Here is a 15316-nt window from a genome sequence, read left to right as displayed (position 1 = left end):
CCAGCAGCAAACCCGCCGAGAGGTACCCCCATGGCAGGCGAGACCGTCATCACGGTCGTCGGCAATCTTGTCGACGACCCCGAGCTGCGCTTCACCCCTTCCGGTGCGGCGGTCGCGAAGTTCCGTGTCGCGTCCACTCCCCGCACCTTCGACCGTCAGACCAACGAGTGGAAGGACGGCGAGAGCCTGTTCCTGACCTGCTCGGTCTGGCGTCAGGCGGCGGAGAACGTCGCCGAGTCGCTCCAGCGAGGCATGCGCGTCATCGTGCAGGGCCGGCTGAAGCAGCGGTCCTACGAGGACCGTGAGGGCGTCAAGCGCACGGTCTACGAGCTGGACGTCGAGGAAGTCGGCGCCAGCCTGCGCAGTGCCACGGCCAAGGTCACCAAGACCGCCGGCGGTGGCCGCGGTGGCCAGGGTGGTTACGGCGGCGGTGGCGGCGGTAACGGTGGCGGCCAGGGTGGCGGCGGCTGGGGCGGAAGCTCCGGCGGCGGCCAGCAGGGCGGCGGCGCTCCCGCCGACGACCCGTGGGCCAGCGGCGCTCCTGCCGGTGGCAACCAGGCCGGCAACCAGGGCGGCAGCGGCGGCGGCTGGGGCGGAAGCTCCGGCGGCGGTGGCGGCTACTCGGACGAGCCCCCCTTCTAAGGCTTCCTGGCCGGATCACCGGTCCTCGAGGTCGAAGGCGGGGCCGTACCCCAAACTTCTTGATCACACAGGAGAAACACCATGGCGAAGCCGCCTGTGCGCAAGCCTAAGAAGAAGGTCTGCGCTTTTTGCAAGGACAAGGTCACGTACGTGGACTACAAGGACACGAACATGCTGCGGAAGTTCATTTCCGACCGCGGCAAGATCCGTGCCCGTCGCGTGACCGGCAACTGCACGCAGCACCAGCGTGACGTCGCCACGGCCGTCAAGAACAGCCGTGAGATGGCGCTGCTGCCCTACACGTCCACCGCGCGCTAAGGAAGGGTGACCGAATAATGAAGATCATCCTTACTCACGAGGTCTCCGGCCTCGGCGCTGCAGGAGACGTCGTCGACGTCAAGGACGGCTACGCTCGCAACTACCTGATCCCGCGGAAGTTCGCTATCCGCTGGACCAAGGGTGGCGAGAAGGACGTCGAGCAGATCCGTCGTGCTCGCAAGATCCACGAGATCCAGACCATCGAGCAGGCCAACCAGATCAAGGGCCAGCTCGAGGCTGTCAGGGTCCGTCTGGCTGTCCGCTCCGGCGACGCCGGTCGTCTCTTCGGTTCCGTCACTCCGGCCGACATCGCTTCCGCGATCAAGGCTTCCGGTGGCCCCGAGGTCGACAAGCGCCGCATCGAGCTGACTTCTGCGATCAAGACGCTGGGCGCCCACGAGACGTCCGTGCGTCTTCACCCCGAGGTTGCCGCCAAGGTCAACATCGAGGTCATCGCGGCCTAAGGGTCGCGCTCGCTGAAGCGGTGTATGGGGCCGCACCCTGTGAAGGGTGCGGCCCCACATGCTTGTCGGGTCCATTGCTGACCGGTGTCGATCGACTCAGGATGTCAGCGAAGCGACTGTTTCACGTGAAACACAGAGAGTTGGGCGATGTTTCACGTGAAACGACGCCGGATGCAAGTCCTGCAATCAGCGCGTCGCTCCGGTGACGATCCATAGGCCGGAACGGGATCGCAGCCAGAGAGTCAGCATGCGTGTTGCCATCATGAGTGTCATGGCGCCCCAGAGGGCGGTGAGACCACCGCCGAAGGTGGGGACGAGCAGAGCGGCCGGGATGAAGACCGCCAGGGTCAGCAACATGGCTCGGGCGAGGTAGGGGCCGTCTCCAGCGCCCACGAGTACGCCGTCGAGAACGAAGACGATCCCAGAGATCGGCTGGGCGAGCGCCACGACGATGAGAGCGGGGAGCGCGGTTGCCTGCACCGTCGGGTCGTCTGTGAAGAGCGGGATGAACACGGGGCGGGCGAGGATCACCAGCAGTCCGAGGACGGCACCCGTGGCGATCCCCCACTGCACCATCCGGCGGCAGGCCTCGCGGGCTCCCTGGGCGTCGCCCGCGCCGAGGTAGCGGCCGATGATGGCCTGTCCGGCGATGGCGATTGCGTCCAAAGCGAAGGCGAGCAGGCTCCAGAGCGCGAGAATGATCTGGTGCGCGGCGATGTCCTTGTCCCCGAGCCGGGCGGCGACCGCCGTGGCGATCATGAGGACGGCTCGCAGTGAGAGCGTACGGACCAGCAGGGGCGCCCCTGCCTGAGCCGAGGCACGTATGCCGATGGCATCCGGACGCAATGAGGCGCCATGTCTGCGGGCACCGCGGATCACCACCCAGAGGTATGCGACAGCCATGCCGACCTGGGCGATGACCGTGCCCCAGGCGGATCCCGCGATGCCCAGGTCGGCGCCATAGACAAGGCCTGCGTTCAGGGCGCCGTTGGCGACGAAGCCCGCCACGGCGACGTACAGAGGTGTCTTCGTGTCCTGGAGGCCTCGCAGTACACCGGTGGCGGCGAGTACGACGAGCATGGCCGGGATCCCGAGTGCCGAGATGCGCAGATAGGTCGTGGCATAGGGAGTCGCGGTGTCCGAGGTACCGAAGAGGGCGACGAGCATGGGTGCCGTGGGCACGACGACAGCGACGACGGCCGCGCCCAGCAGCAGGGCGAGCCAGATGCCGTCCATGCCCTGGCGGATGGCTGCCCGCAGATCCCCGGCTCCGACGCGTCGGGCGACTGCGGCCGTGGTGGCGTAGGCGAGGAAGACGAAGACGCTCACCGCGGTGACGAGGAGGGCCGAAGCGACGCCGAGGCCGGCCAGTTGCGCGGTCCCTAGGTGGCCGACGATGGCGGTGTCGACCATCAGGAAGAGTGGCTCGGCGACGAGCGCGCCGAAGGCCGGAACAGCCAGCGTGATGATCTCACGATCGTGTCGGCGCCGGGTGGTCCTGCGGAGCGCGGAAGCCTGTGTCATGACCACCAATCTAATCTTCCACAGGTAAGAGATGCAATGGGCTAGTGACTATTACATGGCGCCTGGTCCAGTGCGTTCTCGCGCAGGGAACGTGATGATCTTGATCCGGTCGGGAAAGTTTTTCTTCTGCACAGCCAGTGGACGGTAAAAGTGCAGGTCAGGGAGTATTCGTCGGAAGGGGCGAGGTCTTGTTCACAGCCCTGTCCACCGAGTCGTGCACAGGTTTTGTGGGGTTCTCCACAGCATCCGGGCCGTCGTCCACATGGCCTGTGGATAACCAGATTGGCTGACGGTGCCGACGGGCCTACGGTGGTGCGGCGCCCGCTCCTCGGCAGATCGCGAAAACCTCGCAAAACCGACGCGCCAGAACCGGAGTTGGGCCTCTTATTTGTCAGTGTCGTGCCGTAGAAATGAGAAGCACGGCGAGGTCCGCTCGGCGGACGGGAGGAGGTCGCTCGGTGAGCATTTCCGAGCCCTTGGACGACCCGTGGGCCGACAGCGGGCCGAGTGATCGTCTGCCCTCCTCCCGCCGACGTCACGACGAGGGCGGGAAGAGCAGGGACGAGCGGCACGACCGCGGCCGGGACAACGGGGAGTGGGACGGCGGAGGTTCGGCCTTCGAACGTGTGCCACCGCAGGACCTCGACGCCGAGCAGTCGGTCCTCGGCGGCATGTTGCTGTCGAAGGACGCCATCGCCGACGTGGTCGAGATCCTCAAGGGCCCCGACTTCTACAAGCCGGCGCACGAGACGATCTACCAGGCGATTCTCGACATCTACGCCAAGGGAGAGCCCGCCGACCCCATCACCATTGCCGCCGAGCTCACCAAGCGCGGAGAGATCACCAAGGTCGGCGGCGCCTCGTATCTGCACACCCTGGTCCAGACGGTGCCGACGGCGGCGAACGCCGAGTACTACGCGGAGATCGTCCATGAGCGCGCCGTCCTGCGCCGCCTGGTCGAGGCCGGTACCCGCATCACCCAGATGGGATACGCGGCCGACGACGATGTGGACGAGATCGTCAACAGAGCCCAGGCCGAGATCTTCGCGGTCACCGAGCAGCGCACCACCGAGGACTATCTGCCGCTCGGCGACATCATGGAGGGCGCGCTCGACGAGATCGAGGCGATCGGTTCACGGTCGGGGGAGATGACCGGTGTGCCGACGGGCTTCACCGACCTCGACCAGCTCACCAACGGTCTGCATCCGGGCCAGATGATCATCATCGCGGCCCGTCCCGCCATGGGTAAGTCCACTCTGGCGCTGGACTTCGCGCGCGCTTGTTCGATCAAGCACAACATGCCGAGCGTGATCTTCTCGCTCGAAATGGGGCGCAACGAGATCGCGATGCGTCTGCTGTCGGCCGAGGCGCGCGTGGCCCTGCACCACATGCGCTCCGGCACGATGACGGACGAGGACTGGACGCGACTGGCCCGCCGGATGCCGGACGTCTCGGCCGCACCGCTCTTCATCGACGACTCCCCGAACCTGTCGATGATGGAGATTCGCGCCAAGTGCCGACGCCTGAAGCAGCGCAACGACCTGAAGCTCGTCATCATCGACTATCTGCAGCTCATGCAGTCCGGCGGCAAGCGGTCCGAGAGTCGCCAGCAGGAAGTCTCGGACATGTCGCGAAACCTGAAGCTGCTGGCCAAGGAGCTAGAGCTGCCGGTGATCGCGCTGTCGCAGCTCAACCGTGGCCCTGAGCAGCGCACGGACAAGAAGCCCATGGTCTCCGACCTGCGAGAGTCGGGATCGATCGAGCAGGACGCGGACATGGTGATCCTGCTGCACCGCGAGGACGCGTACGAGAAGGAGTCGCCGCGCGCGGGCGAGGCCGACATCATCGTGGGCAAGCACCGTAACGGTCCGACGGCCACGATCACGGTCGCCTTCCAGGGCCACTACTCGCGGTTCGTGGACATGGCACAGACCTGACCCGAGAAAATGCGCTCGACGCACGGTGTCCGGCCCGATGGACTGGGCGCATGACAACACCTCAGGAAGAGCTGCTTCCCGCCACGCGCCGGGCTCTGCTGCACCGTATCGCCGTCGCTCAGACCGAGGGGCGGGCACCGTCGCTGGTCGCGGCGGTGGTCCGGGGCGGGGAGACGGTGTGGAACGGGGCGCGGACCATGGTTGAGGGGCACGCGCCGGACGCGAACGTGCAGTACCGGATCGGCTCGATCACCAAGACCTTCACCGCTGTTCTGGTCCTGCGGCTTCGTGACGAGGGTGTGCTGGACCTCGGCGACCCGCTGGAGAAGCAGCTGCCGGGAACCGGCGCGGGGGAGGCGACCATCGCCGAACTTCTCGCGCACACGGGCGGACTGGCGGCCGAGTCGCCGTCGCCCTGGTGGGAGCGCACTCCGGGCTCCCTGCGCCCGGAACTGGCCGATGTGCTCGGCGAGCGGCCCCACCGCCACCCCGTCGGCCGCCGCTTCCACTATTCCAACCCCGGCTTCACTCTCCTCGGCGCGCTCGTCGAACAGTTGCGGGGCGCTCCCTGGGAGGACGTCCTGCGGCGCGAGGTGCTCGAACCGCTCGGCCTGCTCCGCACGACGTGGCACCCGGAGGCACCGCATGCCGGCGGCTGGGCCGTGCATCCCTGGGCGGACGTGATGCTGCCTGAGCAGGTCGAGGACTTGGGCCGTATGGGCCCCGCCGGTCAACTCTGGTCGACGGCGGCCGACTTGGCGCGCTTCGCGGTCTTCCTGGCCCAGGGGGACGACCGGGTGCTGAGTGCGGAGTCCGTCCGGGAGATGCGGACGCCGGCGGCGCCGGGAGAGGCCGCCGACGTGTCGGCCGGTTCGGCCTACGGGCTCGGGATGCAGCTTCAGCACCGGGACGGCCGGTTCCTCGTCGGTCACAGTGGTTCGGTTCCCGGCTTCCTCGCACAGCTCATCATCAGTGTCGAGGACGATGTGGCGGCCGTCGTGCTGACCAACTGCACCTCCGGGCCGGTGGTCTCGGAGGTGGCCGCCGACCTCGTCCGCATCGTGGCGGAGGCCGAGCCGCGGATCCCTGAGCCTTGGCGGCCGTTGCCCGAGGTGGACCGCTCGGTCCTGGAGTTGGCCGGCCCTTGGTACTGGGGGACGTACAGTTTCGCGTTGCGTCTCCTAGCCGACGGCGGGCTTTCACTGGACCCGCTCTCCGCCACCCTGCGCGGCGCTCGCTTCCGGGTCAACGACGACGGCAGTTGGACCGGGCTCAACGGCTACTTCGCCGGCGAGCTCCTGCGGGCCGTACGAAGGCCCGACGGGACCGCGAGCCACCTGGACCTCGGGTCGTTCGTGTTCACGCGCCAGCCGTACGACGAGGGGGCTCCGGTGCCGGGTGGAGTGGATCCCGAGGGGTGGCGCGGGATCTCGTAGGCGCGGTTCCGTGAGTGATGGGGTTCCGGCTCGCGATGTTTCACGTGAAACGGGGCCCCACAGGAAGTCTCGGAATCGCTGCTCAGAGCGGCAGTTTGAAACCCACGTGGGTGGCCTCGAAGCCGAGCCGCTCGTAGAAACGGTGGGCGTCGGTGCGTGTGACGTCGGACGTCAGCTGCACCAACCGGCAGCCCTGCTCCCGTGATGAGTCGACCGCCCACTCGATGAGCAGCGTACCGAGTCCGCTGCCGCGCTCATCGGCATGGACCCGCACTCCTTCGATGATCGAGCGAGTGGAGCCGCGCCGGGAGAGGCCGGGGACGACCGTCAGCTGGAGCGTGCCGACGACACGGTTCTCGCGGACGGCGACCACCACGTGCTGGTTGGGGTCGCTGCTGAGGCGCTCCAGCGCTGCCAGGTAGGGGGTGAGGTCCTCCGGGGATTCGCGCCGGGCGCCCAAGGGGTCGTCGGCCAGCATCGCGACGATCTCCGGGACGTCGTCCTCGGTCGCCGGGCGAATTTCGAGCTCTCCCATACCCGCACCCTATGCGGGCGCGTTCAGCGACTCCACGACGCGGACCAGGGGGACCAGTTCGGGATTCTTGGCCGCCTCGTCCAAGGCCTCGCGCAGGGCAACGTCATTGGTGGGGCGTGCCGCCGCGAGGAGTTGAAGGCCAGACTCGGAGACGTCGGTGTAGATGCCCCGGCGGTCGGTCGGACACAGGTAGCGCGCGAGCAGAGCGCGGTCCTCGAGGCGGGTGACCAGTCGGGTGGTGGCGCTCTGGCTGAGGACGACCGCGTCCGCGACCTGCTTCATCTGAAGGTGCCCGCCCTCGCCGTCGTGCTGGCGGCTCAGCACGTCGAGCAGGGAGTACTCGCGCACGCTCAGGCCATGCCCCGACTGCAGTGCGCGCTCGATGTGAGCCTCGATGCGCCCGTGCAGCAAGGAGAGAGCGCACCAGCCCTGGGCGAGGGCGGTGAGCGCGGGATCCGTCGCTGTCATCGGTGTTCCTCCGTCCCGGAGCGGCTGCCCTCCAGGATAGGCCACCCAGGCAATTGCCCGCCTGTACCCATAGAGCGCGTATGCAATTATTGTGAACGCTCATAAGGTGCATCCGCATTCTTCTGGAAGGTGTACGTCCTCATGCCTCTTGCGATTCTGGCTCTGGCGATCGGGGCCTTCGGCATCGGCACGACAGAGTTCGTGATCATGGGGGTGCTGCCCGAGGTCGCGGGCGACTTCGGTGTCTCCATCCCCACCGCGGGATTCCTCGTGACCGGCTACGCACTGGGCGTTGTCTTCGGAGCGCCGATCATGACCGCTCTGGGCACGAGGGTGTCCCGCAGGCGGATGCTCATGCTGCTGATGGGGCTGTTCATCGCGGGCAATCTGCTCTCCGCGCTCGCTCCCGCCTACTCCGTCATGCTGCTCGGTCGTGTGGTCGCCTCACTCGCGCACGGTGCCTTCTTCGGCATCGGCTCGGTGGTCGCGGCCGGACTCGTCGCCCCCGATCGGAAGGCCGGTGCCCTCGCGATGATGTTCAGCGGTCTGACCGTCGCGAACGTCGTCGGAGTGCCGCTGGGCACCCTGATCGGGCAGTCCGTCGGCTGGCGGGTCACTTTCGCCGGGGTCGCAGTGCTGGGTGTCGTCGGGCTGCTGGGCATCGCCCGGCTGGTCCCCGAGACAGCCAGGCCGAAGGACGTGCGCCTCCGCCACGAGCTGGCCGCCTTCAAGAACGTCCAAGTCCTCCTGGCCATGGCGATGACGGTGCTGGGCTTCGGTGGTGTCTTCGCGGCCATCACCTACATCGCCCCGATGATGACGCACGTCGCCGGCTTCGCCGATTCCTCCGTCACCTGGCTCCTCGTCCTCTTCGGCCTCGGCATGGTCGGCGGCAACCTCGTGGGCGGTAAGTACGCCGACCGTGCGCTGATGCCCATGCTGTATGTCTCACTGGGCGCCCTGGCCGTGGTCCTCGCACTGTTCTCGATCACCGCCCACGACAAGATCGCTGCAGCCGTGACCATCGTGCTGGTCGGCGCCCTGGGCTTCGCGGCCGTGCCGCCGCTGCAGAAGCGGGTCCTCGACCATGCGCACGGCGCACCCACGATGGCCTCGGCCGTGAACATCGGTGCCTTCAACCTCGGCAACGCGCTCTCCGCCTGGCTCGGCGGCCTCGTCATCGACGCGGGCCTCGGCTACACGGCACCCAGCTGGGTCGGAGCCGTCCTCGCCGTGAGTGCTCTCGTGCTGGCGCTCATCGCGGCGATGCTGGAGCGCAGGGGGAGCTCCACCGGTACCGTCGTCGCGGGCGCCGGTGTGAGCGCACAGCGGACAGCCGTCCACCACTGACGGGCGGCCAGCCGAGTCCGCCGTCCCCGGTGTCTCAGCCCGCTGCCACGGTCAGCGGGGCGTACCGCCGGGTCCAGTCGCCCGGTAGCTCGGGGAGCCCGTACGTCATCACCGAGTTGAAGGCGATCGACGCCAGGCCGCGCTCCTTCGCCCACGTCAGCAGTTCCTCGTGGCGCACGTCGATGTCGGTGCGCAACGGGCGGTCGGTGTGGGCGGCCAGGGAAGCGACGAGTGCCTTCGCCGTCCGTGTGTCACGGGCGATCAGAGGGCCGACGACATGGTCGTCCATGTTGGGCCAGGCGGCCGCGTAACCGATCATCCGGCCGTTCTCCTCGGCCACGCGCAGCTGATCGGCGAAGGCGGGGAGCCGGGTGAGGATGTGGGTGCGGTCCGTGCCGAAGACCTCTTCGTCGAGTCGGATGATCGTGGTGAGATCCTCGGCCGTGGCCGGGCGCGTGAAGACCGCAGGATCAGGCCCTCCCGGTGTGAAGTGCCCGCGCACCATCTCGGCCCGTCCGGTGACCTTGAAGCCCAGCTCCTCATAGAGCGGACGTCCGTACGGGGTGGAGTGCAGGGTCAGCGGAGTCGTGCCTATCTCCGAGACGACATGGCGCATCAGGCGGCGGCCGATGCCCTGGCGGGCATGCCGCTCGGCGACCAGAACCATGCCGACAGCACCCAGATCAGGGCGGCCCGCCGGGCCGTACTCGGTCACCACGCAGGCGGTGACAAGGCCACCCGCAGGGTCATCGATGCCGTACCCGGTGCCGGCTGCGAGAAGCAGCCCCCACTTGTGCTCCTCACGGGGCCAGCCCCGGTCCTCGGACAGGTCGGCGCAGGCGGTGCGATCGCGAGGCGTCAGACGGCGGATGGGCAGAGCGGCGGGGGAAGGTGTCGACACGCAGGTCAGGCTGTCCGACATGAGCCCTTGGCGTCCACCGGTTTGCGGTCGGACGTACATCCTTTTGGCCATCTCGTGCACAACCGCACAGCGCGCGGACAGATGTTTCACGTGAAACATCGGTCTCCAGGCACACGCGTGCAGGCACGGTTGGCCTCGGCACCCATGGCGTGACGGCACCGTCGACCGGGACAGTGCTCTGCCACACCATGCAACGGCCCTGCTGAAGTCGTCGGATGCCGTCGCCGCCTTGGAAGGCGCGCCACGCTGCGATGCATTCGGGACACGCTGGCCGACCCCCGCGACCAGGGGGAGCGCTGCGTCGTCGTCTCGCTCTCGCCGGCGCGGCACTCTTCGGTACTGTGCCGATCTCGGTCGCCCACGAATGCCGAGCGGTATCTGATGGGCCGGTCGCGCACTCGCACGTGGGGCAGGATCTGTGGGATGCCTATGAATTGGTGTGACGCGCCCGGTAATTGAAGGAATTGTTGATTCGCCCCCATGGAATTCCCGGTACGGCATGGGGGGACTTGTGTGTGGCGGCCCTGCCGGTAGGGTCGAGTCCGGTTCGTGTCCGAAGCGAGATGCAGTCGTCTCATGGCGGGGGTACGAACGCAGTCCTATGCAGCCTAACCGGACAGGGAGATCGAGGACCTGCGTTTACCGTTACGTGGCGGGTGCGTTCGTGTGCTGTGGAAGGCTTGCGGTGAGTGCTGCGGCCCACGTCACACTCTCACCTACTTGTCCGTACGGAGCGGGAACCCGGATTGAATGTGTCCGCATTGGTCGACGGGGAACGAACGGGGAAAAGCAAGGCCGTCCGCGGGGGAAAGCGTGCGACTTCCGACTGGAGGCGTACGCAGATCGACCGAAAGATGCTTGAGGCGAGGCAGACCATGGACGCTCCGACCACCACGTCGGCCGGCAACGGCACTTCGGGGGACAGTGACGGAGGCGGCTGGTTCACAGCGCGCACGTCTCCGCCGTCCCCCGGCGGAGACCAGGAGCCCGAGGGCAACCGCCTCGCTGCCCTGCGGCCCGTGGGTCGTTCCCAGAAGACACCGAACGGCTCGCAGCAGAACCGGGAAAGCGCCGCGCGGGAGCGAATACAGACCTCCGCGGACCTTCCTGCCGCCGCCCCGGCTCGCCCCCAGCCTGTCCCGGACGCGGCGGAGCACGGTTCCGAACACTCCGTCCTCGACGCCCGTGCACCCGCCCAGCGCGGCGACCACGCAGCCACCGCCTCCCCTGACGCCGTTCTCATCCAGCGGACCATGGCTGAGGTGGGGCCCGTCGCCGACAAGGTCACCTCGTACTTCTACGCGCTCCTTTTCGTCCAGCACCCGGAGCTGCGCTCGATGTTCCCTCCGGCGATGGACGCACAGCGCGACCGCCTGCTCAAGGCGCTGCTGACCGCTGCCGAGCACATCGACAACACCCCGGTCCTCGTCGACTATCTGCAGAACCTCGGTCGCGGCCACCGCAAGTACGGCACACAGGCCGATCACTACCCGGCCGTCGGCGAGTGCCTCATCGGCGCGTTGAGCCGGTACGCCACGGCGAGCTGGAGCGACGAGACCGAGGCGGCCTGGGTCCGGGCGTACACGACGATCTCCCAGGTGATGATCGACGCGGCGGCGGCGGACGAACTGCGATCCCCGCCCTGGTGGCTCGCGGAGGTCGTCTCGCACGATGCGCGAACCGCGGACATAGCGGTCCTCACCGTCCGTCCCAACCAGCCCTACCCCTTCCTTGCCGGGCAGTACACGAGCCTGGAGACCCCCTGGTGGCCGCGGATCTGGCGGCACTACTCATTCGCCTCGGCGCCACGCTCGGACGGACTGCTGTCGTTCCATGTGAAGGCGATCTCCGCGGGCTGGGTCTCCAACGCGCTCGTGCACCGTGCCCGGCCCGGCGACGTTCTGCGCCTGGGGCCGCCGGCCGGCGCGATGACCGTCGACCACACCACCGACAGCGGACTGCTCTGTCTGGGCGGCGGCACCGGTATCGCGCCCATCAGGGCCATCGTCGAGGACGTCGCCGAGCACGGGCGGCACCGCCCCGTCGAGGTCTTCTACGGAGCACGCACCGGCCAGGACCTGTACGACCTCGACACACTGCTACGGCTGCAACAGAGCAACTCGTGGCTCGAGGTGCGCCCGGTCGTGGACCGGCACGGGCTGCTTCAACTGCCCGACGCGATACGGGACCACGGACCCTGGAACGGGTACGACGCGTACATCTCCGGCCCGCCCGGCATGATCCGCAGCGGTGTGGACGCGTTGAAGGACGCAGGCATCCCCTCCGACCGCATACGACACGACTCGGTGGAGGAACTGGTGGCCGCCGGGGACTGACCCCAGGGGTCTTCGGCCGAGCGGTCGGCAGCCGTTGCGTCAGCCCAGGTCGGGCGCGTGCATCGCCCGTACCCCCTCGATGTTCCCGTCCAGGTAGTGCCGCAGGGACAGCGGGACGAGGTGCACGGAGGCGATGCCGACCCGGGTGAACGGGATGCGCACGATCTCGTACTCGCCCAGAGGCTCTTCCACCTCGGGGCCGTGCCGTTTGGAGGGGTCCATGGACTCAAGGCGGCAGACGAAGAAGTGCTGGACCTTCACGCCGGTGGCGCCACCGTCCTCCCCGATGTGCTCGACGGTGTCCACGAAACAGGGCACCACGTCGGTGATCTTGGCGCCGAGTTCCTCGTGCACTTCGCGATGGAGCGCGTCGACGACAGTCGTGTCCTCGGGCTCGACACCGCCGCCCGGCGTGAGCCAGTAGGGATCCATGCCCGGCTTGGTCCGCTTGATGAGGATCAGGTCGTCGCCGTCGAGCAGAACGGCACGGGCGGTGCGCTTGACCACGGGTCGTACGGTCATGGGAGAAATGTGGCCCTGCATGTTCCACGTGAAACATCACCGGAGCGAGGAAGAGTCGCGGGGTGCCCCTGCGACGACGAGCAGGCCCGCCACGACGCTCTCCTCCGCGGAGATTTTCGGGGCTGCCTCAGGACCACCTGGCCGCGGCCCCCAGCAGCCACTCGTGCGCCCGCGCGATGTGCGGCATGGCCAGGGTGCCGGTACGGACCACCAGAAAGTACGTCCGCAGCGGGGGCACCGCAGGGTCGAACAGCGCGACGACGTCACCGCGGTCCAGGGCGCAGTCGCACAGATAGCGGGGCAGCACGGCCAGTCCGGCGCCCGAGATGGCGCAGGCGAGGACCGCGCGGAGGTCCGGGACGACAACGGTGCCGGAGGCGGCGGGCCGGGCGTCGAAGACCGAGGCCCAGTAGCGGGTGATGAAGGGCATTGACTCGTGTACCTCGACGACGGGAAGGGCCTCCAACGCATGCGCCCCCTTCCGGCGCAGCTTCCCGGGACCGATCTCGTCCGCCCAGCGCGGGGCGGCGACCAGGACGTGTTCCTCGTCGCAGAGGGGAGCCGCGGTGAGCAGGGCGCCGCGGGGCTGCGCGGTGGTGATGGCGAGGTCGTGGTGCCCTGCGGCGAGACCGTCCAGAGTCTCGTCGGAGTTGCCGAACGAGACCCGCAGAGCGAAGCCCTGGCCGTCGTCCCCGGTCAGTTCGGTGAGGGCGGGCAGGGCCCGCTCGGCGGTGAACTCCGGTGGACCGGCGAGATGGAGGGTCCGCAAGGAGGAGTCGTCGTCGAGGCCGGTCTCTGTGATCTCCACCAGCGCGTCGAGATGCGGTGCCGCTTTGTGGGCGAGCTCGTCGCCGATGGTCGTCGGGGTCACGCCTCGGGCCTGGCGCAGGAACAGCGGGCGGCCCAACTGGCGCTCCAGGGTGCGTATCTGTGAGGTGACCGCCGGCTGCGAGAGGCCGAGCAGGGCGGCGGCGCGGGTGAAGGAACCGGCCCGGTGCACGGTCACGAACGTGCGCAGTAAGGCCAGATCCATGATTGCCCCTCCCCTCGCCGTCCTGGGAGCGCCCAACTATAAATAAGTCGATAGGCTCCTGTCGCTACTGTGATTGGACACTGACACAGAGTCAACTAGCCTTGTTCGCGCGGTTCTTCGCGTGCGGAACCGGGGACGGTCCGAGCCACGAGGGGGGAGGCTCGGACCGTCCGTTGTGCGTAGCGGAGTACTAATCGGTAGCAACTGCCAGCGCGCGCAGCACATCCGCCACGAGATCGTCCGCGTCCTCCGCGCCGGCCGAGAAGCGGATGAAGCCTTCCGGAACCGCGTCGCCTCCCCAACGGCCGCGTCTCTCGGCCGTGGAACGCACCCCGCCGAAGCTCGTCGCGTCGTCCACGAGGCGGAGCGCGTCGAGGAAACGGTCGGCACGCGCGCGGGTGGACAACGCGAACGACACCACGCACCCGTAGCGCCGCATCTGTTGGGAGGCGATCTTGTGCGAGGGGTCGTCGGGCAGCCCCGGGTAGCGCACCCCGGTCACCTCGGGCCGCCCCTTGAGCGCCTCGGCCACAGCCAGGGCGTTGGCGTTCTGCCGGTCGGCGCGCAGCTGGAGTGTGGCGAGCGAGCGATGAGCGAGCCAGGCCTCCATCGGGCCCGGAATCGCGCCGACGATCTTCCGCCAGCGCCGTACGGCGGCCATCAGCGAGGCGTCGCGCCCGACGACGTACCCGAGGAGGACGTCCCCGTGCCCGGTCAGCTGCTTGGTGCCGCTGGCCACGGCGAAGTCGGCGCCCAGATCCAGCGGCCGCTGCCCGAGCGGGGTCGCCAGGGTGTTGTCGACCGCCACGAGACAGCCACGCGCGCGTGCGGCCTCGCTGAGCCGCCGCACGTCGCACACGTCGAGCCCCGGGTTCGACGGCGTCTCGAGCCACAGCAGACTGGCGCCGTCGAGAGCGTCGAACTGGGCGTCGCCGCCCGTCGGAGCACTGCGCACCTCGATGCCGTACGACCGCAGCTGCTCACCGGCCAGCGGCAGCACGTTGTAGCCGTCGCTCGGCAGGACGAGTACGTCACCGGTGCGCAGTTGGGAGAACAGGACGGCGGAGATGGCGGCCATGCCGGAGGCGAAGGTGACCGTGTCGACGTCGTCCTGTCCGGGCGCCTCCAGTTCGCCGATGGCGCGTTCCAGCAGGGTCCAGGTGGGATTCTGGTCGCGACCGTAGGCGTACGGGCCGGTGGGCTCGCCCGGCAGGTGGTAGTGGGCGGCGAAGACCGGCCCGGGGAGGGTCGGTTCGTGCTTGACGGGCTCGGGCAGCCCGGCCCGTACCGTGCGGGTGCCGTCTCCGAGGCCGGCGGCGGGGTTCTCCGTGCTCATGAGGCCGGTCCCTCCACCTTCTCGCGTACGGCGGCCAGCAGACCGGGGCTCGCCGCCTCCACGAGTTCCAGGCACTCCTCGAACCCGTCCATGCCTCCGTAGTAGGGGTCCGGAACGTCGAGGTCGTCGCCCGCGGCGGGGTCGTAGGAGCGCAGGAGTCGGATCTTGTCCGCGTCCGCCCCGGTCGGTGCGAGGCGGCGCAGAGCCTTGAGGTGGCCTTCGTCGAGGGCGATGACGAGGTCGAGGCGGGAGAACCAGGAGACCTGGAACTGCCGTGCCGCATGGACACCGGTGTAGCCGTTCGCCTCCAGGACGGAGACGGTACGTGCATCGGCGGCGTCACCCTCGTGCCAGCCTCCGGTGCCCGCGCTGTCGACCTCGACCAGGCCGGCGAGCCCGGCCTCCTCAACGCGTGCACGGAAGACGGACTCGGCCATCGGGGAGCGGCAGATGTTGCCGGTGCAGACGAAACAGACTCGGTAGGTCATGCGGA

At 68.4% G+C, this 15316-nt stretch carries 15 protein-coding genes; 7 read left to right on the top strand and 8 right to left on the bottom strand.

The window, feature by feature from the left end; genetic code table 11:
* Positions 1–30 precede the first annotated feature (30 nt).
* From OG858_RS22925 to rplI, 3 genes are all read left to right on the top strand, one after another.
* Entirely contained in the window at positions 31–642 is a 612-nt protein-coding gene (locus OG858_RS22925) for a single-stranded DNA-binding protein (RefSeq protein WP_037689619.1), read from the top strand.
* Between the two features lie 81 nt (positions 643–723).
* On the top strand, positions 724–960 hold the full coding sequence (gene rpsR / locus OG858_RS22920) for a 30S ribosomal protein S18 (protein ID WP_003949403.1): 237 nt from the start codon (positions 724–726) through the stop codon (positions 958–960).
* A 17-nt stretch (positions 961–977) separates the two neighbouring features.
* Positions 978–1424, top strand: a complete 447-nt coding sequence (gene rplI / locus OG858_RS22915) for a 50S ribosomal protein L9 (RefSeq protein WP_086747019.1) — start codon at positions 978–980, stop codon at positions 1422–1424.
* Between the two features lie 186 nt (positions 1425–1610).
* Here the strand turns inward: rplI and OG858_RS22910 are convergent, their stop codons facing one another.
* Positions 1611–2957: an MATE family efflux transporter gene (locus tag OG858_RS22910; RefSeq protein ID WP_408059421.1), complete on the bottom strand. Its 1347-nt coding sequence runs from the start codon at positions 2955–2957 to the stop codon at positions 1611–1613.
* Between the two features lie 449 nt (positions 2958–3406).
* Between OG858_RS22910 and dnaB the strand changes: the two genes are divergently transcribed.
* Complete coding sequence (gene dnaB, locus OG858_RS22905; protein WP_086747017.1) at positions 3407–4885, top strand: replicative DNA helicase; 1479 nt, start codon at positions 3407–3409, stop codon at positions 4883–4885.
* Positions 4886–4935: 50 nt separating this feature from the next.
* Entirely contained in the window at positions 4936–6321 is a 1386-nt protein-coding gene (locus tag OG858_RS22900; RefSeq protein WP_328544521.1) for a serine hydrolase domain-containing protein, read from the top strand.
* Positions 6322–6403: 82 nt separating this feature from the next.
* On the opposite strand, the gene OG858_RS22895 is transcribed toward OG858_RS22900, so the two are convergent.
* On the bottom strand, positions 6404–6856 hold the full coding sequence (locus OG858_RS22895) for a GNAT family N-acetyltransferase (RefSeq protein WP_086747015.1): 453 nt from the start codon (positions 6854–6856) through the stop codon (positions 6404–6406).
* A 9-nt stretch (positions 6857–6865) separates the two neighbouring features.
* Positions 6866–7324, bottom strand: a complete 459-nt coding sequence (locus tag OG858_RS22890; protein ID WP_328544522.1) for a MarR family winged helix-turn-helix transcriptional regulator — start codon at positions 7322–7324, stop codon at positions 6866–6868.
* 141 nt (positions 7325–7465) lie between these two features.
* Between OG858_RS22890 and OG858_RS22885 the strand changes: the two genes are divergently transcribed.
* Complete coding sequence (locus tag OG858_RS22885) at positions 7466–8674, top strand: MFS transporter (protein WP_319260271.1); 1209 nt, start codon at positions 7466–7468, stop codon at positions 8672–8674.
* A 34-nt stretch (positions 8675–8708) separates the two neighbouring features.
* Here OG858_RS22885 and OG858_RS22880 read toward each other — a convergent pair whose 3' ends face one another.
* On the bottom strand, positions 8709–9575 hold the full coding sequence (locus tag OG858_RS22880; RefSeq protein ID WP_328544523.1) for a GNAT family N-acetyltransferase: 867 nt from the start codon (positions 9573–9575) through the stop codon (positions 8709–8711).
* Between the two features lie 896 nt (positions 9576–10471).
* On the opposite strand from OG858_RS22880, the gene OG858_RS22875 reads away from it, so the two are divergent.
* Positions 10472–11932 (top strand): globin domain-containing protein, encoded by a 1461-nt coding sequence (locus OG858_RS22875; RefSeq protein ID WP_328544524.1) that lies wholly within the window; start codon positions 10472–10474, stop codon positions 11930–11932.
* A 39-nt stretch (positions 11933–11971) separates the two neighbouring features.
* Here the strand turns inward: OG858_RS22875 and OG858_RS22870 are convergent, their stop codons facing one another.
* From OG858_RS22870 to OG858_RS22855, 4 genes are all read right to left on the bottom strand, one after another.
* Positions 11972–12454 (bottom strand): NUDIX domain-containing protein, encoded by a 483-nt coding sequence (locus OG858_RS22870; RefSeq protein WP_037689600.1) that lies wholly within the window; start codon positions 12452–12454, stop codon positions 11972–11974.
* A gap of 127 nt (positions 12455–12581) precedes the next feature.
* Positions 12582–13487, bottom strand: a complete 906-nt coding sequence (locus OG858_RS22865; RefSeq protein WP_086747012.1) for a LysR family transcriptional regulator — start codon at positions 13485–13487, stop codon at positions 12582–12584.
* 190 nt (positions 13488–13677) lie between these two features.
* Positions 13678–14823, bottom strand: coding sequence for a cystathionine gamma-lyase (locus tag OG858_RS22860; protein ID WP_086747011.1), 1146 nt, complete (start codon positions 14821–14823; stop codon positions 13678–13680).
* Positions 14820–15311 (bottom strand): low molecular weight protein-tyrosine-phosphatase, encoded by a 492-nt coding sequence (locus OG858_RS22855; protein ID WP_086747010.1) that lies wholly within the window; start codon positions 15309–15311, stop codon positions 14820–14822. The genes OG858_RS22860 and OG858_RS22855 overlap by 4 nt, the downstream gene beginning before the upstream one ends.
* Between the last annotated feature and the right edge of the window lie 5 nt (positions 15312–15316).

The organism is Streptomyces europaeiscabiei (assembly GCF_036346855.1).
GTDB classification, from domain to species: domain Bacteria; phylum Actinomycetota; class Actinomycetes; order Streptomycetales; family Streptomycetaceae; genus Streptomyces; species Streptomyces europaeiscabiei.
The sequence above is the reverse complement of the archived record's forward strand: the minus strand, read 5'-3'. Positions and strand labels throughout refer to the sequence as shown.

Bases quoted from the DNA above. Each gene is read 5' to 3' on its own strand.
- OG858_RS22925 (WP_037689619.1), top strand. From the start codon at position 31: ATGGCAGGCGAGACCGTCATCACGGTCGTCGGCAATCTTGTCGACGAC.
- rpsR (WP_003949403.1), top strand. From the start codon at position 724: ATGGCGAAGCCGCCTGTGCGCAAGCCTAAGAAGAAGGTCTGCGCTTTT.
- rplI (WP_086747019.1), top strand. From the start codon at position 978: ATGAAGATCATCCTTACTCACGAGGTCTCCGGCCTCGGCGCTGCAGGA.
- OG858_RS22900 (WP_328544521.1), top strand. From the start codon at position 4,936: ATGACAACACCTCAGGAAGAGCTGCTTCCCGCCACGCGCCGGGCTCTG.
- OG858_RS22895 (WP_086747015.1), bottom strand. From the start codon at position 6,856: ATGGGAGAGCTCGAAATTCGCCCGGCGACCGAGGACGACGTCCCGGAG.
- OG858_RS22890 (WP_328544522.1), bottom strand. From the start codon at position 7,324: ATGACAGCGACGGATCCCGCGCTCACCGCCCTCGCCCAGGGCTGGTGC.
- OG858_RS22885 (WP_319260271.1), top strand. From the start codon at position 7,466: ATGCCTCTTGCGATTCTGGCTCTGGCGATCGGGGCCTTCGGCATCGGC.
- OG858_RS22875 (WP_328544524.1), top strand. From the start codon at position 10,472: ATGGACGCTCCGACCACCACGTCGGCCGGCAACGGCACTTCGGGGGAC.
- OG858_RS22870 (WP_037689600.1), bottom strand. From the start codon at position 12,454: ATGACCGTACGACCCGTGGTCAAGCGCACCGCCCGTGCCGTTCTGCTC.
- OG858_RS22865 (WP_086747012.1), bottom strand. From the start codon at position 13,487: ATGGATCTGGCCTTACTGCGCACGTTCGTGACCGTGCACCGGGCCGGT.
- OG858_RS22860 (WP_086747011.1), bottom strand. From the start codon at position 14,823: ATGAGCACGGAGAACCCCGCCGCCGGCCTCGGAGACGGCACCCGCACG.
- OG858_RS22855 (WP_086747010.1), bottom strand. From the start codon at position 15,311: ATGACCTACCGAGTCTGTTTCGTCTGCACCGGCAACATCTGCCGCTCC.